21 protein-coding genes are annotated in these 23,901 nt (G+C 71.3%); 10 read left to right on the top strand and 11 right to left on the bottom strand.

Features of this window, described 5'->3' with window-relative positions; genetic code table 11:
* Positions 1-227 precede the first annotated feature (227 nt).
* The 4 genes from FHR82_RS47275 (at position 228) to FHR82_RS08395 (ending at position 4,980) form a co-directional block, all read left to right on the top strand.
* Positions 228-2,741 (top strand): LuxR C-terminal-related transcriptional regulator, encoded by a 2,514-nt coding sequence (locus FHR82_RS47275; protein WP_184809713.1) that lies wholly within the window; start codon positions 228-230, stop codon positions 2,739-2,741.
* A gap of 9 nt (positions 2,742-2,750) precedes the next feature.
* Positions 2,751-3,665 (top strand): LysR family transcriptional regulator, encoded by a 915-nt coding sequence (locus FHR82_RS08405; protein ID WP_184809712.1) that lies wholly within the window; start codon positions 2,751-2,753, stop codon positions 3,663-3,665.
* A 167-nt stretch (positions 3,666-3,832) separates the two neighbouring features.
* Entirely contained in the window at positions 3,833-4,105 is a 273-nt protein-coding gene (locus FHR82_RS08400; RefSeq protein WP_184809711.1) for a hypothetical protein, read from the top strand.
* A complete protein-coding gene (locus FHR82_RS08395; protein ID WP_184809710.1) occupies positions 4,102-4,980 on the top strand; it encodes an SPFH domain-containing protein in 879 nt (292 codons plus the stop codon). Before FHR82_RS08400 ends, FHR82_RS08395 begins: the two co-directional genes overlap by 4 nt.
* Here FHR82_RS08395 and FHR82_RS08390 read toward each other — a convergent pair.
* From FHR82_RS08390 to FHR82_RS08370, 5 genes are all read right to left on the bottom strand, one after another.
* A complete protein-coding gene (locus FHR82_RS08390; RefSeq protein ID WP_184809709.1) occupies positions 4,958-6,499 on the bottom strand; it encodes a GTPase in 1,542 nt (513 codons plus the stop codon). The genes FHR82_RS08395 and FHR82_RS08390 overlap by 23 nt on opposite strands.
* Complete coding sequence (locus FHR82_RS08385) at positions 6,496-8,358, bottom strand: dynamin family protein (RefSeq protein WP_184809708.1); 1,863 nt, start codon at positions 8,356-8,358, stop codon at positions 6,496-6,498. The genes FHR82_RS08390 and FHR82_RS08385 overlap by 4 nt, the downstream gene beginning before the upstream one ends.
* Positions 8,359-8,435: 77 nt before the next feature.
* On the bottom strand, positions 8,436-9,206 hold the full coding sequence (locus FHR82_RS08380) for an IniB N-terminal domain-containing protein (protein WP_184809707.1): 771 nt from the start codon (positions 9,204-9,206) through the stop codon (positions 8,436-8,438).
* Positions 9,207-9,225: 19 nt separating this feature from the next.
* A complete protein-coding gene (locus FHR82_RS08375) occupies positions 9,226-10,032 on the bottom strand; it encodes a hypothetical protein (RefSeq protein ID WP_184809706.1) in 807 nt (268 codons plus the stop codon).
* A gap of 177 nt (positions 10,033-10,209) precedes the next feature.
* Positions 10,210-10,686, bottom strand: coding sequence for a DUF3558 family protein (locus FHR82_RS08370; protein WP_184809705.1), 477 nt, complete (start codon positions 10,684-10,686; stop codon positions 10,210-10,212).
* A gap of 134 nt (positions 10,687-10,820) precedes the next feature.
* On the opposite strand from FHR82_RS08370, the gene FHR82_RS08365 reads away from it, so the two are divergent.
* The 5 genes from FHR82_RS08365 (at position 10,821) to FHR82_RS08345 (ending at position 15,846) form a co-directional block, all read left to right on the top strand.
* Positions 10,821-12,575, top strand: a complete 1,755-nt coding sequence (locus tag FHR82_RS08365; protein WP_184809704.1) for an Hsp70 family protein — start codon at positions 10,821-10,823, stop codon at positions 12,573-12,575.
* A complete protein-coding gene (locus tag FHR82_RS08360) occupies positions 12,572-13,072 on the top strand; it encodes a hypothetical protein (protein WP_184809703.1) in 501 nt (166 codons plus the stop codon). Before FHR82_RS08365 ends, FHR82_RS08360 begins: the two co-directional genes overlap by 4 nt.
* A 14-nt stretch (positions 13,073-13,086) precedes the next feature.
* Positions 13,087-14,076: an aldo/keto reductase gene (locus FHR82_RS08355; protein WP_184809702.1), complete on the top strand. Its 990-nt coding sequence runs from the start codon at positions 13,087-13,089 to the stop codon at positions 14,074-14,076.
* Positions 14,077-14,323: 247 nt separating this feature from the next.
* Positions 14,324-14,983 carry a hypothetical protein gene (locus FHR82_RS08350; protein WP_184809701.1) on the top strand — a complete coding sequence of 220 codons (660 nt, stop codon included), beginning with the start codon at positions 14,324-14,326 and terminating at the stop codon, positions 14,981-14,983.
* Complete coding sequence (locus tag FHR82_RS08345; protein ID WP_184809700.1) at positions 14,980-15,846, top strand: hypothetical protein; 867 nt, start codon at positions 14,980-14,982, stop codon at positions 15,844-15,846. The genes FHR82_RS08350 and FHR82_RS08345 overlap by 4 nt, the downstream gene beginning before the upstream one ends.
* 31 nt (positions 15,847-15,877) lie before the next feature.
* On the opposite strand, the gene FHR82_RS08340 is transcribed toward FHR82_RS08345, so the two are convergent.
* The 5 genes from FHR82_RS08340 to FHR82_RS08320 all read right to left on the bottom strand — a co-directional run bounded on the left by FHR82_RS08340 (position 15,878) and on the right by FHR82_RS08320 (position 22,322).
* Positions 15,878-16,105, bottom strand: a complete 228-nt coding sequence (locus FHR82_RS08340) for a hypothetical protein (RefSeq protein WP_184810508.1) — start codon at positions 16,103-16,105, stop codon at positions 15,878-15,880.
* A 127-nt stretch (positions 16,106-16,232) separates the two neighbouring features.
* The gene (locus tag FHR82_RS08335) at positions 16,233-16,913 is read right to left on the bottom strand and encodes a hypothetical protein (protein ID WP_184809699.1); all 681 of its coding nucleotides are present in this window, start codon (positions 16,911-16,913) and stop codon (positions 16,233-16,235) included.
* A 98-nt stretch (positions 16,914-17,011) separates the two neighbouring features.
* Positions 17,012-20,623 carry a WD40 repeat domain-containing serine/threonine protein kinase gene (locus tag FHR82_RS08330; RefSeq protein ID WP_184809698.1) on the bottom strand — a complete coding sequence of 1,204 codons (3,612 nt, stop codon included), beginning with the start codon at positions 20,621-20,623 and terminating at the stop codon, positions 17,012-17,014.
* Positions 20,616-21,422, bottom strand: a complete 807-nt coding sequence (locus FHR82_RS08325; RefSeq protein WP_221463570.1) for an FHA domain-containing protein — start codon at positions 21,420-21,422, stop codon at positions 20,616-20,618. The genes FHR82_RS08330 and FHR82_RS08325 overlap by 8 nt, the downstream gene beginning before the upstream one ends.
* 165 nt (positions 21,423-21,587) lie before the next feature.
* Complete coding sequence (locus FHR82_RS08320; RefSeq protein WP_184809697.1) at positions 21,588-22,322, bottom strand: GAF domain-containing protein; 735 nt, start codon at positions 22,320-22,322, stop codon at positions 21,588-21,590.
* Between the two features lie 98 nt (positions 22,323-22,420).
* Here FHR82_RS08320 and FHR82_RS08315 point away from each other — a divergent pair, with 98 nt between their 5' ends.
* Positions 22,421-22,780 carry a MerR family transcriptional regulator gene (locus tag FHR82_RS08315; RefSeq protein ID WP_184809696.1) on the top strand — a complete coding sequence of 120 codons (360 nt, stop codon included), beginning with the start codon at positions 22,421-22,423 and terminating at the stop codon, positions 22,778-22,780.
* 27 nt (positions 22,781-22,807) lie between these two features.
* On the opposite strand, the gene FHR82_RS08310 is transcribed toward FHR82_RS08315, so the two are convergent.
* Positions 22,808-23,890, bottom strand: coding sequence for an endo-1,4-beta-xylanase (locus FHR82_RS08310; RefSeq protein WP_184809695.1), 1,083 nt, complete (start codon positions 23,888-23,890; stop codon positions 22,808-22,810).
* Between the last annotated feature and the right edge of the window lie 11 nt (positions 23,891-23,901).

The following is a 23,901-nucleotide window of genomic DNA, read 5'->3' as shown; positions in this document are numbered from 1 at the left end:
TATATTGACAGTCTGCTGCCCGGCAGTGACGGAGACATCGGTCAAGTGACGGATGTCCGAAGGGCAGTTGCCGGGGTCGCGCTTCGGCCGAACGGGTGACAAACCGTGCAGCGGCAACCGGATCTGGTCACTGCTCGTGCATTTGCAACCTCGGGCACTCTGTAATGCTCTACGCTCCGTGACCGACGTATGGGCGTGGCTTACCGAATGGCGCAGAGGCCGGTGCCGTGAGCCAGTCACCGGCCGGCGCAGAAGAGGTCTTTCCCACCGCGGCCTGGATCTTCCGGCAGATCGCGGCGTCCCCGGGCGGCCCGATGACCGCCGCGGTCGTCGGGCCGGGCGGCACCGGCAAGTCCGTACTGCTCAAGGCAGTCGCCGCCGCGTACGAAAAGGCTGGTGCGGGCGTCACGCGCGTGGCCGGGGACGCCGCGCTGCCCGACGACACCGTGCTGCTCGTCGACGACGCCCACCGGTTGGGTGCCGCGACCCTCGAGGCGCTGCGGAAGCGGGCGAAGGAAGACAGCGCACGCATGTTGGTCACTTACCGTCCGTGGCCGCGGCCCGACGGGCTCTCGGCATTGGGGGCACAGCTCTCCCGCCACCACTCGCCCGTCGTGCTCGGACACCTTGACAAGGAGGAGGTGGCAACTCTCGTGGCGCGGCGTGGCAATTGCCAAGCGCCGGACACGCTTGTCGCGCTCGTGCTCGAACAGTCGGGTGGATCACCGATGTTTGCCGGTCTGGTGACACAGGGACTGCTCGACACCGGCCGTTTCGACCCCCGCTACCCCGACCGGTTCCGCCGCCCCAACCGCGTCTCCGTGTCACCCGGCCTCGCCGAACGCCTCCGCTACCTCCTCGAGGCACTCGACCCGCCCATCCACGACCTCCTGGAGGCACTTGCCCTCGGGGCGCCACTTGACGCCGACGTCCTCGGCGCGCTCCTCGGGACGGACCCCGCCGGTCTGACCGACACCGTCGAGGCCGCCCGCGCCACCGGCCTGCTCACCGAGACCGGCGACCTCATCGTGTTCGTCCGCAACCTCGTCCTGCGCGCGATGCCCGTGCTGCGTGCCCGGCACATGCAACGGCGCCTCGCCGAGATCCAGCTCGGCAACGGCGGGCCGGTGCTGGCCGCGGGCCGCAGGCTCGCCGACGCCCACGCCACCGGCGCCCGCGCGTCCGAGGTCCTCGCCGCGGCCGCCGACGAGGCCATGCGCACCTCCCCGCTCCTGGCGACCGAACTCTTCGACGCCGCCGTCCGCGCAGGTGGCACCGCCAGGACCGTCACGGCCCGCCGCGCGCAGGCCGCCGCACTCGCCGGCGACCCCGCACAGGCGCTGCGCTTCGCCGACGAGACCCTGACCGCCGAGAACCCGACGCCGGAGGACCGCAGGCGCGCGGTCTCGGTCACCGCAGCCGTGCTCGCCCACCGCGGCTTCGCCGAACGCACCGCCGAGCTGTACCAGGGACTTGGCGATACAGATGTACTGCACGCCGTCCCCGCGCTGCTCGCCACCGGCGAGGTGGACCGGGCCCGCGCCGTGGTCGCCGCCGCCCCACCCAGCGAGGACGACGCGCCCACCCTCACCGCGCCGGCCGTCCGCCTTCTCGCCACCGGTCTCCTCGCCACCGTCGACGGCGACGTGCCGACGGCGCTGTCCTGCCTCACCCGCGCGGCCGGGCTCCTCGAACCCGCGGGCGAGTCAGTACTACTGCCGTACAGCCCAGCGGAGTTGCTGGCGCTCGTCGCCGCCCAGTGCGGGGAGGTCGCGCTCGCCGACGCCACCCTCGGCCAGGCCGTCGCCGCCAAGGTCGGCGGCGGCCTCGCCCACGCCGGGCTCCTGTTGCTGCACGGCTGGATCGCCATGACCCGAGGCACCTTCGACACCGCCCGCGAGGTCCTCGACCGGGTCCGCGAACCACTCGAACCCGCTGACGAGGTCCTCGCCGCCGCGCTCACCGCCGCCGTGGCCCGCCGCACCGACGACGCCACCACGCTCGCCGCCGCGTTCACCCGAGGCCGCACCGCCCTGATCCGCCACCCCGTACACCTGTATTTGTTGCGTCCCCTGGGAGAACTGACCATCGCGGCCGCCGTGCTCGGCGAACCCGACGCGCTCGCACCGCACCTGGCGCGGGCACACGACATCCTCACGCGCCTCGGCGACCCGCCCCTGTGGTCGGCGCCCCTGCACTGGAGCGAGCTGCACGCGGCACTCGCGGCGGGCGACGACGCAAGAGCGGACGAGCACGCGACAGTACTGAAGGCGCTCGCCGAACGCGTCCCGCACGTCCGCTCCCTCGCCGGTGCCGCCGACTGCCTGCGCACCGGCGAGACCGACCCGGCCGTCATCCGCGCCGCGGCAACGGGGCTGCGGTTCGCGGGCCTGGACTGGGACGGCTCCCGGCTGGCCGCCGAAGCCGCCGCCCGCACCGACGACCGCAAGGCCGCCGGTGATCTCATGGCGCTCGCCCGCACCCTGAGCGGCACCGCGGAACCGTCGCCGGTCACCGACACCACGCAGGACGAGCCGGTGGTGCCCATGCTCAGCGAGCGGGAGCTGGAGGTCGGCAGGCTCATCCTCGCGGGCCTCACCCACAAGCAGATCGGCGCCCGCCTGTTCATCTCCGCGAAGACCGTCGAGCACCACGTGGCCCGCATGAAGACCCGGCTGGGCGCGGACGGCAGGAACGAACTGTTCGGCCGTCTGCGCAGGTTGCTGGAGCCACAACTGTAGGTTGTACCCGTGGACCTCGACGCGCTTCGGACGGTGATCGCCGTCGCGGACAGTGGGCAGTTCCAGGAGGCGGCCGTCGAGCTGGACGTGACGCAGCAGGCCGTGTCCAAGCGGATCGCCGCACTGGAGACCGAACTCGGCGTGCGGTTGTTCACCCGCACCGCCCGCGGCGCGGTGCTCACGATCGACGGGCAGGCGTTCCTGCCGCACGCGCGGGGGGTGCTGGCCGCGGCCGAGCGGGCCGCCGAGTCGGTGCGGCCGGGGCGGCGGGCATTGCGTGTGGACGTGGTCGGCCGCCGCGTCGCGCCAGGTGAACTGTTGCACGGCTTCCACCGCGCCCACCCGGATCTGGAGCTGGACGTCCTGGCGCTGCCCGCTGAGCCGCCCGCCGTCGACGCGGTCCGGAACGGGGTCATCGATGCCACGTTCCGGGCGCCGAGGTCCCGCCTGCCTGCCGGGCTCGCGAGCACGCGGGTGCTGAACGACCCGCTCGACCTGCTGACCGGTCCGGCGCACGACCTCGCCGCCGCGAAGGCGGTGCGCCTGGGAGACCTCGCGGGACAGCGGATCTGGCTGCCCGGCATGGACGACGGCACGGAGTGGGTGGCCTACTACGCCGAGCTGGCCGAGGAGTTCGGGCTGCACATCGACAGGACCGGCCCGAACTTCGGGTTCGAGCACATCCTCGACATGGTCGCCGAGTCGGCCACGCTGTGCACGTTCGTCGGGCACCGCACGCGGGTCGCGTGGACGATGAGGCAGGACCTGCGCCGCGTGCCGGTCACGGATCCGACCCCCGTCTACCCGCATGCGCTCGTGTGGCGCGCGGACAACCCGCACCCCGCGCTCGCCACGCTGCGCGCCCACCTCGGCGAGGCACCGGCCGCAGGCCCGGACGTGTGGTTGCCGACCTGGGCACGTTAGTGCTGTGTCTGCCTGCGTTGGCCGGGCCGGACGGGCCTCCTCGCCGGACGGGCAGGTCTCCGATGGCTACCCGGCTTGGCATCGTCGTGTCCTGAAGGACCTGGCAAACGTTGGTGGACGGCGCCAGCCGGGAACCCTCCCGGGCACCCGCCCTTAGCGTGACTGCCATGAACCCGAAGGCACTCGCGCTGATCCTCGTCGTGGTGGTCGTCGTGGTCGGGATCGTCGTCTGGGTGGTCGTGTGGTGGCTGGGGCGTCAGGCCGGGATCCGGCGCGCCGACTTCGACCGGCTCCGCACCGAGCGGAACCTGCTCGCGCGCGCGGTCGCCGAGATCGAGGAGAAGACCGACACCTACCGGGACATCGACTCCGTGCTCGCCACCGACATCCGCACGACCATCCGGAACCTCAACGCCGACCGATTGGACCTGAACCGATGAGGACGAGATCCGTACCCCTGCTCGCCGCGGCACTGGTCCTCACCGGGTGCTCGATCGCCAACCCCACGTCCAGTGAGGTGTCGCTGCAGTACGGCGCCGGCATGTTCGACTCGCGCAAGTTCGTGGAGTGCGAGACCGAACGCGATGTCAGCGACGTCAACGACGACCACTACTACTACCCGAGCGGGCAGCGGGACTTCACGTTCGGCGACGGCGACGGCATCGACTCCGCGCCGCTCACGTCGACCACGCAGGACTCGCAGGAGATCAAGGTGACGGGCACGGTGAAGTTCACCCTGAACACCGACTGCGCGCCCTTCACCGACCCGACCGGCAAGGAGTGGCCGGGCGGCAAGCTGCAGATGTTCCACGAGCTGATCGCCTACAAGTACGACGCGGCACCCACCGACGGCGGTGAGCAGATGAACGCGGGCTGGACGGCGTTGCTGCGCAACTACGTCGGCGCGGCGCTCGACCGGGCCACCGACAACGAGGCGCTGAAGTACCCGTGGCAGAAGCTCTACACCGACGCGCCGGCGAAGGCGCAGTGGGAACGCGACGTCCTGGCCCAGCTGCCGAGGGTGCTCAACACGCTCACCCAGGGCGTCGACCTGATCACCATCAACTCGGTGCTGCTGCAGAAGCCCGGCATCCAGCCACAACTGGTGCAGGGTCTCACCGACAAACAGGCGGCCGAGCTGCGCAGCCAGGCCGCGGAGGTCGACAAGCAGGCGGCGGCGAACTTCCCCGGCGGCATCCCCGGTTACCAGGCCTACCAACAGCAGCAGGCGGTGAACGAGGCCATCAAGTCCGGCAAGGTCCAGGTGCTGCCGGTGCCGCAGGGCTCACCGGTCATCGTGTCGCCGACGAAGTAGCGTCCAGCGCGGCCACCACGCCCTCGCAGGTCCTGGCGACCGCCCGGTACACGCGTACCTGTCCTCGTCCGGCGAACGGGTCCTCCGCGCGCCTGCGCCAGCGGACCAGCTGCGTCAGCGCCTCGGCCCGCACCGCATCGGCCGGTGCGTCCGAGGGCAGCGCCAGCCGCTGCACGGCGGTGACCCCGTCACCGCCCAGCAACCGTCGCGCCGGCGCGGCATCCGCCTCGGGCAGCTCGACCTCGCCGCACCGCAGCTGGGACACCAGCCGCAGCTCGACGAACTCGTGCGCGCCCGAGGCGATCCGCTCGACCTCGGCGGCCAGCGCGGCCACCGCGTCCGGGTCGGTGCCGCGGACGCGGGTGTGCAGTGCCCGTTCCACCGCGAGGAGCCCGGTCCGCGCCTTCAGCAGGTCGCGCCGCTGCGTGAACTGCGCCCGCAGCACGTCGCGCAGCTCGTTCAGACCGCTGCTCCGCACCAGCTCCGCCGCCAGCGCGGTCGAGTCGGTGCAGCCCTGGCGGATGTGCATCATCGCCAGGCGCAGCCCGTACAGGCCGAACCGGTCGAGCAGCGCGTGCCGGAGGTCGGTGGGCACCTCGCTCAGCGCGGCCACCCGTTCCGACCGCAGGAACCGGTGGGTGGACAGCAGCACACCGTCCATGTCGGACCGCGGGGCGGACGCCAGCGCGGCGAGTGTGTCGAACTCGCGTTGCCGAAGCGTCCGCCCGGTGGCCGCCAGCAACCCCGCGACCGGTAGCACCGTCTGGCACAACCCGCGCAACGCGGGGGAGGAGCGGTAGCGGCGGGCGATCCGCCGCGCGGACAGCATCGCGTCGATCCGGCCGCCGCCGACCTCGTCGGCACGCGAGAGCACCGCGATCGTGTTGACCGCACTGGCCTTCGCGACGCCCTGGTCGCGGAAGGACTCGAGGAACTCCGCGTCGGCCACGTGCAGGTGGCGCATCAGGTAGACGACCGCGTCCGCCTCGGCGGGCGTGTCCTCGTCCGGGGTCAGCAGGTTCACCGTGCGGCGCGACGCCCCTTCCGAGGCCGACGCGATGCCCGGGGTGTCGATCAGCGTCACGTGCCGCAGGTACTGCGACGGCCAGTCCACGACCAGCTTCCGCAGCCGCTCGGCAGGCACGTCCCGCAGCCGCACGATGAGCCCGCCTGCGTCGCGGTGGACGGGCAGCGGCTCCGGCGGCCCACTGTCCGGATAGGACACCACGCCGGGTGTGGCGGCGTCGCGGTACCAGGTCACCACCTTCGTGCACTCGCCGGCGTCGGTGGGGGCGACCAGCTCGCCGACGAGCCCGTTGAGGAGGGTCGACTTGCCCGCCTTCACCTTGCCCGCGATCGCGACGCGCAGCGGCTCGTCGAGCCGGTCCAGCTGGTCGCGCAACGCTTCGGCGACCTCGGGTACCGCCGCGTACACGTCGACGGCACGCCGCAGCACGAGACGCACGGACTCGGTGAGGGCGTCCTGCGCTGAATGGTTCGCTCCGCCAGCTCCGCTCACGATGCCGCCTCCAGCTGCCGGTGCCCGCCACCGGCCGGTGCGAGCGACAGCGCCCGGTCCCGCAGGTCCGCCAGCCGTTTCAGCTCCGCCGGGATCTCCGCCAGCCTGCGGTCCTGCTCCTCCTTGGACGCCCGCACCGACCGCTCCGCCGACGCGAGCGACTCCTTCAGCGACCGGTTCGTCTCCTCGGCTCGGTCGGTGTAGTAGTCGCGCAGGTCGCGCTGCACGCGGCGCAGCAGCTCGCGGGACTCCTTGCCCGCCTGGAAGATCACGTCGTCCGCGTAGCGGCGGATCGCGGCCTTCCCGTCGTTCTGCCGCTTCGCGAAGATGCGGCGCCGGTCGTCGGCGAGACCCTTGCCGCCGAGCAACAGCCCCGCTCCCACGGAGAACGGGTTGATCAGCGGCATCCCGATGATCGTGCCGAGCATGCCGAACATCAGCACCCCGACGTAACCGCCGCGCAGCCCGGACAGCGCCTTCTGCCCGACGCCGAACGGCTCGCCGAGCCGCAGCTCCATGCCCGCGACGCGCGAGAGGGGGTCCTCGGCCTCGGTGCGGATCCTCGGCAGCAGTTCCTGGTCGCCGGAGAAGTGCTCGGCCACCTGCCCGGCGAGCCAGCGTGCGCGCTGCGTGGTCCACAGGAAGTTCGCGGCCACCGCGGCGCTCACCTCCTGCTCGATCCACCCGGCGAGCTGGTCCCACGTCTTCTTCGGGTCACCGCCCTTCGCGATCTCCTCCTCGGCCTCGCGGACGATGTCGCGCATCCGGTCCCGCAGGTCGTAGTCGATGTCGGCGTTCAGGTCGGCGATGCCGTCGCTCAGGGTGTGCTGCCAGCGCGCCGACCGCTCCTTGAGCGCGACCGCCTGCTTCTTGGCCTCGGTGAGCTCACGGATGACTTCCGCGGCGTGGGCGGGGTCGGTGTAGCCGGCCTGTTCGGCGAGCAGCGTGGTGGCCAGCTGCTCGGTCACGGCCGCGAGGTCGTGGGCGGTCGACCGGCGGGCCAGCACCTCCGCCTGCCCGGCGACCTGGTCGAGGAGGTAGTCGGTCAGCTCGGGGAACCCGGACTCGTGGTCGGCCTCGTCGTCGTTCTCGCGGATCGCGTGCACGCGCAGCGCGGAGGACACGGTGAGCAGGTCGGCGTCGATCCCGCACCGCTCGAGGTGCGCGCGGTCCAGGTCCGCGATCCGCGGCCACTCGGGGTAGAGGTCCGTCTTGGACAGTACACACAGGACGTTCGGGCAGAGCGCGGTCGCCTGCTTCAAGAACTCCAGCTCTGGTGCCGTGTACTCCTGCGAGGCGTCGGACACGAACAGCACGGCGTCGGCCGACGGCAGCTCGGCCATCGTCGCGGCGCCGTGCACCGAGTTCAGCCCGCCGACCCCGGGGGTGTCGACGATCTCGAGGCCCCTCGCCAGCAGCGCGCGGGGGATGCCGATGTCGGCGTTGCGCCACCGCTCCTTGTTCTCGGCGTTGCCGGTCTCGGCGATGTGCGCGCCCAGCTCCTCGATCGGCAGCTCGACGCGTTCGAGCTTCGCACCTGCCGGGTCGCCGGCTCCGTTGCCGTGGCCCGCCTGCTCCACCACGCGCACGAGCGCCGCGGTCGGTTCCGCCGCGTACCGGACCACCGTGGGCACCGACGTCGCGATGTCGTCGAACACCGGGCACACCGGTGCGCGGACGAGCCCGTTGACGAGCAGGCTCTTGCCCTGCTTGAACTCGCCGACCACCAGCACGCGGGTGCGGTCGGTCCGCAGCCGGTTCGCCGACGCGCGCAGCCGGGCCTCCAGGTCCGGTCTGCGGTAGGGCGCGATCACCCGCAGCGCGGCCTCCAGCGCCTCGACGGACTCCGCTCCACGCATCGCTTCTCCTTCGTGACACACGAATCCATCGCCCGCCCGGGGTGTGTGCGGTGTGGCACCCCGGGCGGGCGACGGTCTCACCCTGACACCGATGCGTCCGCGTCCAGGCCTGCCGCGTCGGTGTCCTCTGTCGGCCACAGGTCGTCGGACTCGTGCACCGCCGTCGGCGCCTCGGACGCGGGGTCCGGGCCGGCCACACCGACATCGGCGTCGATGTAGTCGTTGTCCGAGGCATTGCCGTTGAACGAGCCGTCGACCGCCGTGTCCGAGGACTGGTCGGTCTGCGTGACCGTGGTGTTGTGCGACCCGGTCAGGGTGCCGTCGTCGTCGGAGTTCACGGACTCCGCCATGTCGTCGCCCGTGACGACGCTGTCGTCGATCGAGCCACCCTTGTTGTCCACCCCGTCGTTGTCCTGGTTGAACGAGTCCTGGATCACGGTGATGTCGTTGTCCTCGTTGAAGGAGTCCGTGATCGTCAGATCGCCCTCGGAGTGGATGGTGATCGTGTCGCGGTCGTCGACCGTGATGACGATGTCCTGGTCGTCGACGTAGTAGTAGTTGTACTCGTTGGTGACGGGGCCGGTGGTCACGTCGTAGTGCCTGGTGATCACCGAGATCTCCGTCACCGGGTCGTCGCCGCCCGCGAAGTGCGGGCGCCCGCCGACGGCGTGCACACCGACCTGGTCGGCGACCATCGGCTGGGCGTCCCGGATGTCCTCGCCGCACGTGCTGTCCAGGCCGTACCGCTCGAGCACGCCGTCCGGGTCGGCGCGGAACTCGTCCGCCAGCTCCTCGTCGCCCAGCAGGGCCATGAGGAACTCGATGAGCGAGGAGATCGTCGTCGTCATGTGACTCGGCCGGTCCGCGTCAGTCGATCTCGACCTCGACGTCCTCGATGTCGAGGTCGAGGTCCAGGTCGAAGCCGTCGTTGTCGAACACGTTGCCGTTGAACGAGTCCGTGACCGTCGAGGTCGACGAGCTGTCGGTCTGCGTCAGCGTGTCGTTGTAGGAGTCGCTGATCGACACGTCGTCGTCGGAGTTCAGCGAGTCCTTGATGTCGTCGCCCGCGACCACGCTGTCGTCGATGTGGCCGTGGCTGTTGTCGACGCCGTCGTTGTCCTGGTTGAACGAGTTCTTGAACACGGTGACGTCGTTGTCCTCGTTGCCCACGTTGGAGAACGAGTTCGACACGCTGATGTTCTGGGTCGCCGACACGGCCGCGTCGCCGCCCGCGCCACCGTCGCCGCCGCTCGTGTCGGCGTCGCCGGAGCCGGTGCTGTTGGAGGCGTTCGAGTTGCCGCTCGCGTCCGCCGCGCCACCCGCGGCGGCGCCACCCGCCGCGCCCGCGCCGGAGCCGGAGCCCGCGCCGCCGTCGCCACCGTCGTCGGACTCGGCGCCGTCGCCGCCACCGCCGAAGAACCAGCCGAGGCCGTCGCCGCCGTCACCGGTGGCCGACGTGTCGCCGCCCGCGCCGCCGGTCCCGGTGCCCGAGCCGCTGCCGCCCGCGCCGCCGGCCGCCGCCCCGCCGGTCGCGGTGCCGCCGTCGGCGTCGGAGTCGGCGTAACCGAAGGCGAGGCTGCGCCCGTCGCCGCCGTCACCACCCGCGCCGCCCGCCGTGCTGGTGTCGACGTCCTGCACCGGTGCGACGTACTGCTGGAAGTTGAAGTCAGCCATTTTCTGTCCTGTCCCTCGATCCGTTTTCCGACGTGAGTCCGTCGTGTTGCGGAGAAACTATGGGGTCCGGGTGTGTGCGGTAATCGGGGTTTGTCCCGCTGTCGCGGCAGGGGCGCCGGCCGGGGTGCCGGGGTTCGTTAGGGGATTCACCCCCAAATCGCCCGGGTGGTGAAACGCCTAATCCGTCGCGGGAAGTCGCGTTATCACGACAGTCAGTAGTTCCTGCAAAGCAGTGCACGAGTCGGGCCGGCCCGACCGCATGGTCGCCACGATCGCCTGGTCCTGCGCGACGCCGACGTCGTAGCGGCAGAACTCGCCGCGCGCCGTGAACGTCTCGAGCGCCGGGTAGCCGAGCAGTCGCACCCTGCTCGTCGTCGAGTCGCGGTCCTCCGCCAGCTCCTGCAGTCCGTCGCCGCTGGTGAACGCCGTGAGCTGGGCGGACTCCGCGTGCACCCCGGTCCACCTGCAGTTCGCGCCGAACTCGTCGGTGCCCGGCACGCCGGAGTCGAAGCCGAGGCCGGTGCGCGCGGTCTCGTCGAGCAGCGTGCACGGGTCGATGCCCACGAGCCCCCTGGGGGACTCGACACGCGGCACCGTCGGTGCGGGCGGCGGCGGCTCGCCGGCGCAACCCACCGTCACCAACAATGTCGCCACCGTCGCCACCGTCCCCATGAGGCGAATAATCACGGGATTTCCTTCCGCTGTGTCATTTCTCGTCCGAACACGTTTTGTGTAACGTTCCCGGGTCGCAACGCGTCTTCCTTAGCAGCATTCGCTTGGAGGCGAGGATGAGTTACCGGGTCGGAATCGATTTCGGCACCACCTTCACCGCGACAGCGGTTCATCGCGACGGTGAGCAGGCGGCCGAGGTCGTTCCGTTGGGGGACGGCAGACCGGCGGTGCCGTCGGTGGTCTTCGTGGCCGAGGACGGGTCGTTCGTGATGGGGGACGCCGCCGTGCGACGCGCGGTGACCGATCCGGACCGGGTGGTGCGCGAGGTCAAACGCCGCATCGGTGACCGCACGCCGGTGCTCGTCGCAGGCGAGCCGATCGAGGCGCACGTCATCGCGGCGTGCTTCGTCCGGTGGGTGGTGGACCGGGTGACCGAGCGCGAGGGCGGACCACCCGCCACGGTCGTACTGAGCCACCCGGCGTCGTGGGGCAGGCACAAGTGCGAGCTGATGATCGAAGCCCTTGCCGGACAAGGCGTGTCGCCGGTCCGGCTGGTGACCGAGCCGGCGGCCGCCGCGGTCGCGTACACGGCGTCCAGGCACGTCGCGCCCGGCACCGCGATCGGCGTCTACGACCTGGGCGGCGGCACCTTCGACGCGACGGTCGTCCGCCAGCTGGACGAGGGCGGCTTCGAGCTGACCGGCACGCCCCAGGGCATCGAGTCGCTGGGCGGCGTCGACTTCGACGAGGCCGTGTTCGAGCAGGTCAAGGCCATCGTCGGGACACAGTGGACCGATCTCGACTTCACCGACCCCCTCGTGCGGACCGCCGCGGCCACGCTGCGCCGCGAGTGCACGGAGGCGAAGGAGGCCCTGTCCTCGGACACCGAGGTGACCATCCCCGTGATGCTGCCGGGGGTGAGCACCCGGGTACGGATGGTGCGCACGGAGTTCGAGCAGCTGGTGGCACCCGCGATCGCGGCCACGGTGGCCGCGTTGCGGACGGCGTGCGAGTCGGCCGGGTCGCCCGATCTGTCCGCGGTGCTGCTGGTGGGTGGCTCCTCGCGGATTCCGCTGGTGTCCCAGCTGGTCTCGGCCGCGTTCGACCGTCCGGTCACTGTGGACTCGGATCCCAAGGCGGTGGTGGCGTGCGGGGCGGCGTTGTCGGTGCGGCCCGCGTCGCCCTCGGCACGGACCGAGGTGCTGGCCCCGGTGGTGGCGGTGCCCGCGTTCCGCTCCCGGCGAGCGGTGACGCTCGGCGTGGGCATCGCGATGTGCCTCGGCGCACTGGTGGTGACCGCGGGGACGGTCGGCACCGACCTGCTGCCCGGCGGCCCGTCCCCGGTCGGTGTGGCGGACCCGATCCCCACGGACGGTCCCCGGGACGTCGTCGACAGGAGCCCGGTGGGCACACCACAGGAGGGCGAAGAGGACCCGTGGACGGGCGAACCGTACCGCGAGACCACCCCACCGGGCCCGAAACGCCCCGGCGCCCAACCCACCAAGGCCAGCCCCGCCACACTGACCCCAACCCCCACGACGGGCGGCGACCGCGACGCGGAGATCAACGGCGCACCGCCGACGGGGCAGCCGGTGAACCCCGGTTCGTCGGTGCCGCCGACCGGCCCGGGTTCTTCGGTGCCCGATCCCGGTCCGGTGAGCAGCGACCCGCCATCCCAGGACTCCTCGTCGGCGGTACCCGAACCCGAGCCTGAGCCGTCGAGCAGCCAGCCGGACCCAGAACCCGACCCGGACCCCGACCCGCCGTCGAGTGAACCGCCTCCGGAGCCGTCGTCGGATCCGCCACCCGCGGACCCCGCGACGCCGACGGACTCGACGGATCCGTCTACCGGTACGACGGAGACGACATGACCTCCGGGCCTCCGCCGCCTCGGCCGAGCACGGCACGGATCTCCGCACCACCGGTCTCCGCCATGCGGAGTCTGCCCCGGCCCAAGCAGGTCACCGTCGCGTTCTGGTTGTGGCAGCTCGCCGCTGCCCTGGCGATCGCCGCCGCCGTCGTCGCGGTCGGACGGCTCGACGCGTTGCGGGCGGGGTTCCACCGGGAGGCGCGGGAGAACGACGCCACCGCGAGCGCCGGCACGCTCGACCGCGTCGCCGACCTCTCCGTCCTGGTCGTCGTCGGGGGAGGCCTCCTCGTCGGGGTGCTGGCCGTGCTGTTCGCGGCCGCCATGCGGGTCGGCAAGGGCTGGGCTCGCCCGGCGCTCGTCCTCGTGGTGCTGCTGGCCGTCGCCTACGCCGGGCTGGTCGTGGCGCCGATGGGGTGGGTCGTGCTCGCGGCCGCCGGGGTCGCGCTCGTCGCGGGGGTGTGCATGTACCTGCCGGGGAGCAGGGTCTGGTTCCGGTGACTACTGTGGCGCTCGTGGAAGACCGAGTGCTCGGCCGCACCGGCCGTCAGGTGTCCGTCGTCGGGCTGGGGTGCTGGCAGCTGGGTGCCGACTGGGGGCGCGTGGACGACGCCGACGCGCTCGCGGTGCTGCACGCGGCCGTCGACGCCGGGGTCACCTTCCTCGACACCGCCGACGTGTACGGCGACGGCCGCAGCGAGGGGCTCATCGCCCGCTTCCTCGCCGAGCGGGACACCACCGGGATCACGGTCGCGACGAAGTGCGGGCGCCGCGCCGACCCGCACGTGCCGGACCAGTTCACGCAGGAGAACCTCCGCGCCTGGACCGACCGCAGCCGTGCCAACCTGCGGGTGGACCGGCTGGACCTGGTGCAACTGCACTGCCCGCCGACCCCGGTGTTCAGCAGCGACGAGGTGTTCGACGCGCTCGACGAGCTGGTCGCGGAGGGCAACCTCGCCGCGTACGGCGTGTCGGTCGAGACCTGCGAGGAGGCGCTGACCGCCATCGCGCGGCCGAACGTCGCGAGCGTGCAGATCATCCTCAACGCGTTCCGCCGCAAGCCGCTCGAGCGGGTGCTGCCCGCGGCACGCGCGGCGGGCGTCGGCATCATCGCGCGCGTGCCGCTCGCGAGCGGGCTGCTGTCCGGCAAGTACGACGAGGACACCACGTTCGCCGACGACGACCACCGCACGTACAACCGCCACGGCGAGGCGTTCGACGTGGGGGAGACGTTCTCGGGCGTCCCGTTCGACACCGGCGTGCGCGCGGCGCGGTCGCTCGCGGAGATCGCCGCGGACGTCGGGTTCAGCACCGCCGCGCTCGCACTGCGCTGGGTGATCGACCAGCCGGGGGTGAGCGTCGTGATCCCGGGCGCCCGCAACGCGGAACAGGCGACGGCCAACACCGCCGCCGAGCAGGTCCCGCCGCTGTCGGCCGACACGTTGCGCGCGATCGAGCGGATCTACGACGACCAGATCCGCGAGCACGTCCACGACCGCTGGTAAGCCTCTACGCGTCGCTGGACACCCATCGCGGGCACGAGGCCGCGCGCTGAAGGCGACGTGACGCTTACCGGCGGTGACGAGCGCTGCCCTCGTTGCTGCCCAAGGGGGCGAGCAGAAGCGCCCCCAAATCGGGCAATGTCGTTGATGTGACGAGAATTCTGATCGGCCACGGGTGGCACGACGACGGCGAGCAGGTCCGCGCCCCCACGGAGGGTTCGGCTGCTCCACCGCACGCGGGGGTGCTCGCGTGAACCCCGCGGACGAGGTGTGGACCCAGGTGGTGACGCCATTGGAGAACCTGCGCGCCGACGCGGAGCAGAACCCCGGGACACCGTGGCAGACCCGCAGGGACATCCTGTACCCGGAGCTGACATCCCTCGCGGACGGTGCCGTCGCGGACAGGCTGGTGAGCTGGCTCGACGGGCTGCCCGACGACGAGCGGATCGCCTTGCTCGTCAGTGACGACCTGCGGACACAGGCGCACCAGGTGGTGTCGAGCGTCCTGCCGGAACAGACCGCGGACACGGGCGCGGCGGTGGAGTACGACAACGACGCCTGGTTCGCCTTCCTGGCCGAGAACGGCGTGCGCTGGGACGGCACCGAGGAGTCCTGGAGCGGGTTCCGGGACTGGTTCCTCTACTGCGCGACCGAAGGCGGGTTCGCCATCCCGGCCGGCCTGCTGTTCGACTACCTGGAGCCGAGGTCGGCGGCGGAACGCGTCACGTTGTTCTCCGAGTACGGGGTCACGATCGCGGTGCCCGAGCACCTGACCGCGGCCGCGCTGGACCCGGCGTCGCAACGGCTGATGGCGAACCTGCTCGCCGAGAACCCGGAGTTCGCCGAGATCCCGGAGGCGCGCCGCGTCGAACTGTTGCTGACACTGGACCAAGGGGAGCAGCTCACGTGAAGCGGACGAGACCGACATCGCTCGAAGCCGAGTTCCTCCGGGCGGTCAAGAGACAGCGGGCCGAGGACGACGAGAACTACTCCTCCCCGAGCCAGTCCGTGGACAGCGACGACTCCGGCGACAGCCAGTCGCAGTCGTACGACAGCGAGAGCGAGGACGCCCCGGACCCGACGCTGATCGTGGCCGGGCCACGGATCCAGATCGCGGCGGTAGGCGGGATCGCCAACATCCGCTACCTCGTCGATCCCGCCTACACGCCCGCGGCCAGGCCGGGCGCGGGCGGTGCCCAGTCCACGGTGGTGCTCGGCCCGGGCGGCTATGTCTCCATGAACTCCGACGCGGACCGCACCGCGATACCGGCGATCCTCGCCGCCGAGACGGACCACCCCGGGCACACGTTCAAGGCGGGACACCTGCTCAACGCCGAGTTGGGCGGCTCCGGCAGCGACCCGGACAACCTGATCATCCTCACCACTGCGGCGAACAACGCGCAACGCGCGTTCGACGATCCCATCAAGGCGTCCATCCAGACCACGCTCACGCACGCCTACACGGCCATGAACAACATGGGCCTCGACGTCACGACCATCGGGTACGGGATCTCCCTGACCATCACCGCGAACGCCTCGTACTGGAGCAACAACCCCGCACACGGCGGGTACGCGGTCCCCGACGGCTTCACGTGCACGGCGGCGGTCGTGGGCGAACCGGTACCGGCGCATCTCGAAGCCGCGTTGACGGGTTTGTACGGGCCGACCCGCGTCGCCAACCACGCCAACCTCAAGGCGACGCTGAACAGGCACATCGCGAACCTGCAGAACGAGGTCGCGGCCGCCAACCTGGGCGGCACGATCGTCCAGTAGTACCGCGCGGCAGGCTCAGCTGTCGGTGTCCTCAGTGGTCGCCTCGGGGTGTGCGTGCTGGTCCGATGAGGCGCTGGAGCAGGTCGGGGTTGCCGGGCCAGGCTTCGAGCAGTACGTCGCGGGGCACACCGCGGGCGGCGTAGCGCAGGACGAGTGCGACCACGACGACGTCGTCGAGCGGCCCGATGACCGGGAGGAATTCGCCTGGTCGTGCCCGGCCTGGCATCCGGTCTCTCGCGCTGCCCGGCACCCTCGCCATGGTCGTCGTCGCCGAGACGGTTGTCGAGGTGGTCGGCGTGACACGCAGGTCGCGGTGGTCTCGCGTTCGGCAGCGTTTCCGCACGGTGCCCGGCCCGCTTCTGCCCGGCCGCGCCGCCACCCCGTCGTCAGCGCCGCAGTTGCTCTACGAGTTGGAGGAACTCGTCCGGAGGGTCGATCCGGTCCAGTTCCCCGTTGTTCCCGTCGGCGTGGAGGGGGTGCAGACGGCCTTTGTGGAACCAGAACACGTCGAGGCTGAGCCGGTCGGAAGCCTGCGAGCCGACGTTGTACACCAGCCGCAGCAGGGGCTCCATGGTGTTGATGTCCCGGTGCTTCCGGATCGGCACCGCGACGATCTGGTGTTCGCGGGGGATTCCGATGAGCGCACCGTACGGAAGGTCGAAGCCCAGCAGCTCCTCCAGCCGCACCAGTTGCGCGACGCCTGACACCCCCTGGTCGACGACGATGTACAGGGGTGAGGACTCGCCCTGGTCGTGGGAGTCGACCAGCACGTTGTCGCCCCGCATGTTCTCGATCGCACGGGAGAGCAGCGCGGGGTAGGTGGTGTTCCAGCGGGTCGCCAGATGACCGAGGACGGGGAAGGCCCGCTGGAACCTGCCGGACTCGCCCGGCCCCATCGCGACCAGGAGCGCGACGAACTCGTCGTTGAGGTAGACGTAGATCCCGTCCGGGCCGAGGTCTGAGGTCCTGGTGATGATGAGGCGGAGCGAGGAGTCACGCTCCGCGGCGGGTATCGCCAGTAGCTCGCGGCACGGGCTGTGTTGGGTGCAGTCCTCGGTCGGGGTCATCGCCTCGGTATCTCCCTGTGGTTGGGGCAGTGGAAACAGCTACTTCGCTTCGTCGGATGAACGTCATGCGTGGAGCGTTCGGCGCAGACGTGGCAGCACTACGGATCCGCCCAGTAGGCGGCCATGCGGTCGAGTTGAGCTCGTACGCCGTCGGCGCGCAGCCAGCCGTAACCGACGTCCTGGAGCCCGCGCGACAGGGCGTCGAAGTCCTTGTTCGTCCACTGTGGACCGTGTCGGCGGAGGAACGCCGCGAGGAACGGCGTCGCGCCGTCGTCCCAGTCGGTCGCGGCGCGCGCGTCAAGCTCCCAGTCGAGCTCCCACAGTCGCAGGCCTTCGCCGTTGGCGGTCAGCACGAAACGGCCGTCGGGCGTCAGCGCGAAACCGCGCACGCCCCGCTCGTGACCGTCGAGGACCCGGATGGCTCGTCCACTGCGGACGTCCCGTACCACCAGGTACGACCAGACGCCGCCGGTGACCGCGAAGCGTCCGTCCGCGGTCATCCCGACCGTGTTGAGCCTGGTCTCCGGCCCGTCGACGGCCCAGATGACGTCTCCGGTCGCGGTGTCCCACAACCGGAGGCCGTCCTGGCCACCGGTCAGCGCGAGACGGCCGTCGGCGCTGAGCGACACCGTCCCCGCGTTCAACCCGAACCTGCTCGGCAGGTCGCCGACGATACGGCCGCTGACAAGATCCCACAACCGCAGCCCGGCGTACGTGGTGGTCGCGGCGAGACGGCCGTCGCCTCCGACGCACAGGTCGTCGTAACCGACGCGCAGGTCGTCGTAGCGGGTGCCGTCCCGCACCACCAGCTCCCGGGTCAGGTCGCCGGTCTCCAGGTCCCACAGCGGGACCTGGCCGACACCCACCACGGCCTGCTTCCCGTTGGCGCTGAACCGCACCGGCAGCGACTCGCCCATCGACCACGGGGTGGCGGTCAGGACGCGCGGGCAGTCGCCGGTGCCGACCTCCCACAGCCGGATCGTGCCGTCCCGGCTCGAGGACAGCACCCACTGTCCGTCGGCGCTCAGGCAGACCGACCCGACCTCACCCCGGTGGCCGCGGAGTTCCCGAAGGCAGGTGCCGCCCTGGACATCCCACAGCCGGATCGTCCCGTCGCCGCCGCCGGAGACCGCGAGCCGGCCGTCACCGGTCAGGTCCACCCCGTGCACCTTCTCGTCCGCGGAGAGGAGTACGGGTGACCACGCACCCCGCAACCCCGTCCGCACAGCGCGACGGCCCAGTGCCCACCATGCGGACAGGACCCGCGGCGCCCGCTCGTAGCCATCGATCGCGCGCGCCCGCCGGAGGAGGTCGAGCGCTGCCGGAAAGCGGTCGGCCGCCATCGCTGCTTCCGCTTCGGCCATCAGCGCGTCAACCCGGCCGCCTCGTTCGTTCAGCTCGACATGCGGACGCGGCCGGCTCAGCAGCGTCGTGCCGCGGTGGCCGCCGGGCAGTCGCCACCGCCGAACCGTCCCGTCCTGGCCGGCCGTGATGGCGATTCGGCCGCCGGCGTCGAGGTGAACCGCGGTGGTGCCGTTCTGGTGTGCTCGGAACGTCCGGAGGCATCGGCCGCGGTCCACCTCCCACAACCGGACGGCGTCCTCGTACTTGCCGCCGGACAGCAGAAAACGCGCGCCGGCGCTCAGCGACAGGGTGTCGGGTGTGGTCTCGGTCGCCAGGACGGCCGCGCAGCGGCCGTCGGCCAGGTCCCAGACGTGGATCGGCTTCTCGAAGGAAGCCGTGGCCGCGAACCGGCCATCCGCGCTGAAACACAGGCCGGACACCATGATCCCGGGTACCGTCAGCTCCTGCTCGCATCGGCCACTGGCCAGCTCCCACAGCCGCACAGTGGAGGTCCGGGAACCCTCTGAATACCGGCCGACCGACAGTGCCCGGCCGCCGTCGGCGCTCACCGCTACCGGCCCGTCGGCGGCGGAGTCGTCGAGTGTCATGTGCTGTTCGCCGTCGGTGCTGGAGACGCGGAGCCCGCCGTTCGGTCCCATGTGGAGGGCGAGGCGCCCGTCGGGCGTGAGCCGGACCGTGCTGCGGCCGGCGGGATGGTTGTCGCCGCGGTTGGACGACAGCAGGTGGGGACGTCCGTGGAGGCGGCGGCCTTCGGGTGCCACCCGGAGCCGGTGCTCGGTCAGGTCCCAGAACAGCACGGTCTCGTCCTCGTAGGCGGCGGCAGCGAAGCGACCGTCCGGGGTGAGGTCGACCGCGTGCACCTGGCCGTGGTGCGCCTCGAATGTGTGGACGCACTGCCCACCGGTCACGTCGTAGAGCCGGACCATGCCGTCCCTCTCCCCGGTCAGCATGAACCTGCCGTCGGGGCTGAGGGCGAGCGGGACCACGAACCCCTCCCGGCGCCAGGGCATCTGCCATTCGCGCACGCGGCCGGCGTCGATGATCTGGCCGGAGTGCATCCGGCGTAGCGCGGCGAGTACCTCAGGCTCGTCCGGCCGCCGCCTGGCCAGTTCGCCGAGGAGCGCGCGGGCGGTGCCGAGGTCGCCGCGTTCCATGTGGATCTGGGCGAGCGCGAACCGCGCCTCCCAGTGATCGCCGGTGTTCGCGCGGATCGTCTCGATCTCGGTGACGAGCGCGTCGTCGGTGACGTCGCCCCGCCGCCATTTCGCGAGCCCGGCGTTGTAGCTGACCCGCACGTTCTGCGGATCGGCCGCCAGCGCCTGCACGAAAGCCGCGTCGGCCTCGTCCTCCCGGTCGAGGTCGAGCAGCGACACCGCGCGGTTGTTGAGCTCGTCGGTGAGCAGGTCGGCCATCACCGGCGCCGGCCGAGAGTAGGCGTGGCCGGTGACGCCCTGGTAGATGTCGATCAGCTCGGCGGCGACACCGGCCATGGAGCCGGGCCTGCCGGCGGGCTGCGGCCGCAGGCACCGCTCGAGCAGGTCACCGAGGGCCGGCGGGATGGTCACGGCGCCGTCCGCGTCGCCTGCGCGGTAGGCAGCCAGCGCGGCGCGGGCCGCGCGCCCGTCCATCCAGGTCGCCTCGCCGGTGCACATCTCCAGCACCGACACCGCGAAGCTGTAGATGTCGGTGCCCAGCCCCACCGGTTCTCCCGGTGTCTGCTGCTCTGGAGAGGCGTACAGCGGGGTCATCGCGCTGTGGCCGGACAACAGGAAGGCTGCGCCGGGCGGCACGTCGGGGCCGGCCATGGCCGCCAGGTCCCGGGCTCTGGCCAGGCCGAAGTCGGTGATCTTCGCGGTGATCGTGTCGCCGTCCGGATCGAGCAGGACGTTGGCGGGCTTGATGTCCCGGTGCATCAGGTCGTGGCCGTGTGCGTGGTCGATGCCCCACGCGGTCTGGATCGCGATGTCCAGGATCCGGCCCAGCACCTCGGGCGCCTCGCCCTCGTACAGCCGCCAGTTCTCGATCCACTCGTGCAGACTGCCGCCGCGGACGTACTCGGCGAACACCCGAGGCACACCGCCGAGCACCCGGACGTAGTAGCACTGGCACACGTGCGGGTGCAGCCCGAGTGACACCCACGTCTCCGCCTCGCGAACGAACCGCTGCCGACCCTCGGGGCTGCCGAACACTTCCCGCCGAGGGCACTTCACCGCGAGATCGATGTTCCACCGCAGGTGCCGGACCCGGTAGACCACCCCCATCCCGCCCTGCTCGTGCACCCCGGTCACCTCATACCGGTCGTCCACCACCTCGCCGATCCGCCACCTCGGCGTCGGCTCACCCATCGGCGGGGTTCTCGCCGAGCAGGTGCAGGTCCGGGGGTGCGAGCGTGCTGGTCCGCAGCAGCGCTTGGATCAGGTTGTGGTTCAACGTGTTGCCCACCGGCTCGCCGACGCCGTCCTCGCGCCGGATGCCGGGAATCGGATCGGGGGCCGCCGCGAGCCGCTTGCGCACCGCGTTGACGGTGTGCGCCGCCTTGTTCTGCGTCCAGTGCCGGCCGTCGTCCAGCCCGTTGAGGTCGTCGGCCACCTGTTTCCACGACACCGGCTGGGGGTAGCGGTCCTGCCGCAGGTACCGCTGGGCCAGCGCGGTGAGCACGAGACGCTCGTCCTGGCTCAGGTCGTAGACCTCCGGTGCCTTCGTGCGGCCACGGTGTTCGCCTTGCGAGCCTGCCGTCCGGGAACCGACGACGTGCAGTTCCAGCAGGTGCGACCGGCGCTTCGAGGAACTGATGAACAGCGGGGTGTAGCCGGGAGCCAGGGGCATCTCCTGACCGGCCAGCAACAGGACGTCACCAGGGAGCTGTATCGGCAGGCTGCCCTTGTTGTTGCGGATGCGCCATTCCCGTCCGTCGCCCACCACCTCCCCGTGCGACCGGCTGACGTAAGGATCCGTGACACCGATCGGCACGTGCACGTCGTCCTTGGCCCGCCCGAAACGGAGCGTGAACTCGCGCGGCGGCACAGCGAACCCGCCGTCCGCGGCCAGCGCGAAGATGGCGCCCGGCGGCGCGGGCGGCACCCCGCTCACCAGGCTGGGCGTGCCTGCCGGTAGCAGATGAGGCCGGAAATCCCTGTTCGTCACGACACGCTCCCTCCAGACGTCCGCAGGCTATCGGGTGCGTCTTGAGACCGGTCGCGAGCGACGCCGCGACAACGCGGTGGACGGCAACGCCCGCGCACCGCCACCACACCGGATCTGGTGGAAGACGGCGAAGCGGGCGAATGACGCAACCGCCGGACATCGGCCCTACGCGGGGTCGGCAACGTCTCCTCGCCGCGGGAGAACGGCGCGGCGACGAGTCGTTTCGTGCGCGCCCGCGGCCGAGAACGGCGACGACAGTTGGGTCAAGGCCAGCGCGGCACCGCGTGCGACCAGGACGCAGTCGTCGCGTGGTGGGTGCGGGCGCCGGTGGTGCAACGACAACACGCCCAGCACCGTGCCGTCGGTGGCGTGCAGCGGGTAGGAGGCCACGGCGCGGGTGCCGACGTCCATCATGGCTTCCAGGGTGGGGCGTCCGGTGAAGATCGGGCTGTGTGCGACGTCCTCGACCAGCGCCGGCCGTCCGGTGGACAGGGCCCTGCCGCAGGCCGACGGGGTGGTGGGCCCCACGTGGGCGAAGAAGCGCAGGAAGGCGGGGGTGAACCCGTGGTGGGCCGTGATGCGCAGGCTGTTGTCGTGCGGGTCGAGTAGCTGCAGGTCACAGGAGTCGGCGACGGTCAGGGCGGCGGCCACGACGGCCTGGGTGAGCGAGGTCGGGTCGGCGACGGTGAGGAACTCGCTGTCGAACAACACGGCGGCCGAGCTGCCGCCGCGGCGGCGTGCGCCGCGCAGAAGTGCCTGGCGGGTGGTGCGGATCTCGGTGTCGATGAGCAACTGCTGCTGCCCGGCGACCATCCGTTCGCGTTGTCGCACGGCCTCATGCCGCTTCATCGCGGCGTCCTGCCGGAGTGCGCGCAGTCGTACCAGGTCGGCGTCAGACACGACCACATGGTCGTCCTCGGCGCGCACCGGCGTCCAGCCCGCCCCGGCGACGTCCCGTAGAATCTGACATCCACGTCAGGTTCAGGGTAGGAGACGGGATGCGCATCGGGGAGCTGGCCGACCGCACCGGGGTGAGTGTGCGTTCGCTGCGGTACTACGAAGAGCAGGCGCTCCTGGTGCCGACCCGCACGTCCGGCGGCCACCGCGACTACCCCGAGATGGCGGTCGACCGGGTGATCCGCATCCAGGAGCTGTTCGCGGCGGGGCTGCACAGCAAGAAGATCGCCCAGATCCTGCCCTGCATGCGGGACGTGGACGGCGGTCCGTCCGAGCAGGCCGACGAGCAGCTGGTCGCCGAGCTGACCACCGAACGGGACCGCATCGACCGCATGATCGGTGACCTGGTTCGCTCCCGCGCCGTGCTGGCCGATGTGATCGACACGGCGGCGGGGGACTGAGAGGGCCTGCGGCGGGCGTCTCTGGAGCTACCGAGCCAGGGCCAGGATCGCCTGCAGTTCGCGGTAGGCGGGTTTCGCGGCGAAGTTCTCGTCCAGCAGGTTCGCCGCGCCTTCGCCCTCGAACCAACCAGGGACCCACGAGTACTTGTCCGTGAAGCCCCACACGGTGAACGAGTTGCACCTCCGCGCGAGCAGGCAGCCCTGCAGCAGCACGCTGTACCCCTGCGCCTGGGCCTGCAGCTTCACGTTGTCCGCCGGCATGATCATGCGGACGTCCACCTCGGTCACGGCGGTCTCCAGGCCCAGCTTCTCGAACCGGGCGAAGTTCGCCGCCACCTCCGACGCGCTGTGGAAGCCGTACTGCACGCCGTAGTGGCCCTGTGCGCCGAAGCCGTGGACCGGCACCCGTTGCGCCTTCAGCTCTTTCGCCAGCGCGAGGTACGCGTCGCTCTTCGGGCTGAGGCCCTCGACGTTGTAGTCGTTGAGGAACAGCTTCGCGCGCGGGTCGGCCTGGTGCGCCCAGCGGAACGCGTCCGCGATGTACCCCGGCCCCAGCTCGCGCAGCCAGATCGTGTCCCGCAGCTGACCGTTGTCGTCGATGACCTCGTTCGCCACGTCCCACTGGTAGATCCGGCCGCGGAAGTGGCTGACCTCGTCGATGATGTGCCTGCGCAGGATCGACCGCAGCTCGGTCGCGTCGATGTCGCCCGACTCGACGCCCTGCGTCAGCCACGCGGGCAGCTGGTTGTGCCACACCAGGGTGTGCCCGCGCACCTGCTGCCCGTTGCGCTTCGCCGCGGCCACCAGCTCGTCGGCGGCGGAGAAGTCGAGCTCACCGCGGACCGGCTCGACGACCTCCCACTTCATCGCGTTCTCGGCCGTGATCGAGTCGAACTCGGTGCCGACCCGGTCGCGGTAGGTCGCGTCCGAGGTGTACGCGGCGTGGTCGACGGCGGTGCCGATCAGGAGCTGCCTGCCTGCCAGCTCACGCAGTGGCCGGTCGGGGGAGAGGGACCCGGCCGCCGGAGCGGGTGAGCCGGCGGCCGGGAGAACGGAGTAGAGCGATGCCGCGGCGAGGAGGCCGGCCGCAGCGATACGGGACACCTTCATGGCGACGCTCC

Origin of the sequence: Actinophytocola algeriensis, from assembly GCF_014203735.1 — a bacterium.
GTDB lineage: Bacteria > Actinomycetota > Actinomycetes > Mycobacteriales > Pseudonocardiaceae > Actinophytocola > Actinophytocola algeriensis.
The sequence above is the reverse complement of the archived record's forward strand: the minus strand, read 5'-3'. Positions and strand labels throughout refer to the sequence as shown.

Bases quoted from the DNA above. Each gene is read 5' to 3' on its own strand.
- FHR82_RS08400 (WP_184809711.1), top strand. From the start codon at position 3,833: ATGAACCCGAAGGCACTCGCGCTGATCCTCGTCGTGGTGGTCGTCGTG.
- FHR82_RS08395 (WP_184809710.1), top strand. From the start codon at position 4,102: ATGAGGACGAGATCCGTACCCCTGCTCGCCGCGGCACTGGTCCTCACC.
- FHR82_RS08385 (WP_184809708.1), bottom strand. From the start codon at position 8,358: ATGCGTGGAGCGGAGTCCGTCGAGGCGCTGGAGGCCGCGCTGCGGGTG.
- FHR82_RS08380 (WP_184809707.1), bottom strand. From the start codon at position 9,206: ATGACGACGACGATCTCCTCGCTCATCGAGTTCCTCATGGCCCTGCTG.
- FHR82_RS08375 (WP_184809706.1), bottom strand. From the start codon at position 10,032: ATGGCTGACTTCAACTTCCAGCAGTACGTCGCACCGGTGCAGGACGTC.
- FHR82_RS08365 (WP_184809704.1), top strand. From the start codon at position 10,821: ATGAGTTACCGGGTCGGAATCGATTTCGGCACCACCTTCACCGCGACA.
- FHR82_RS08360 (WP_184809703.1), top strand. From the start codon at position 12,572: ATGACCTCCGGGCCTCCGCCGCCTCGGCCGAGCACGGCACGGATCTCC.
- FHR82_RS08340 (WP_184810508.1), bottom strand. From the start codon at position 16,105: ATGGCGAGGGTGCCGGGCAGCGCGAGAGACCGGATGCCAGGCCGGGCA.
- FHR82_RS08335 (WP_184809699.1), bottom strand. From the start codon at position 16,913: ATGACCCCGACCGAGGACTGCACCCAACACAGCCCGTGCCGCGAGCTA.
- FHR82_RS08330 (WP_184809698.1), bottom strand. From the start codon at position 20,623: ATGGGTGAGCCGACGCCGAGGTGGCGGATCGGCGAGGTGGTGGACGAC.
- FHR82_RS08315 (WP_184809696.1), top strand. From the start codon at position 22,421: ATGCGCATCGGGGAGCTGGCCGACCGCACCGGGGTGAGTGTGCGTTCG.
- FHR82_RS08310 (WP_184809695.1), bottom strand. From the start codon at position 23,890: ATGAAGGTGTCCCGTATCGCTGCGGCCGGCCTCCTCGCCGCGGCATCG.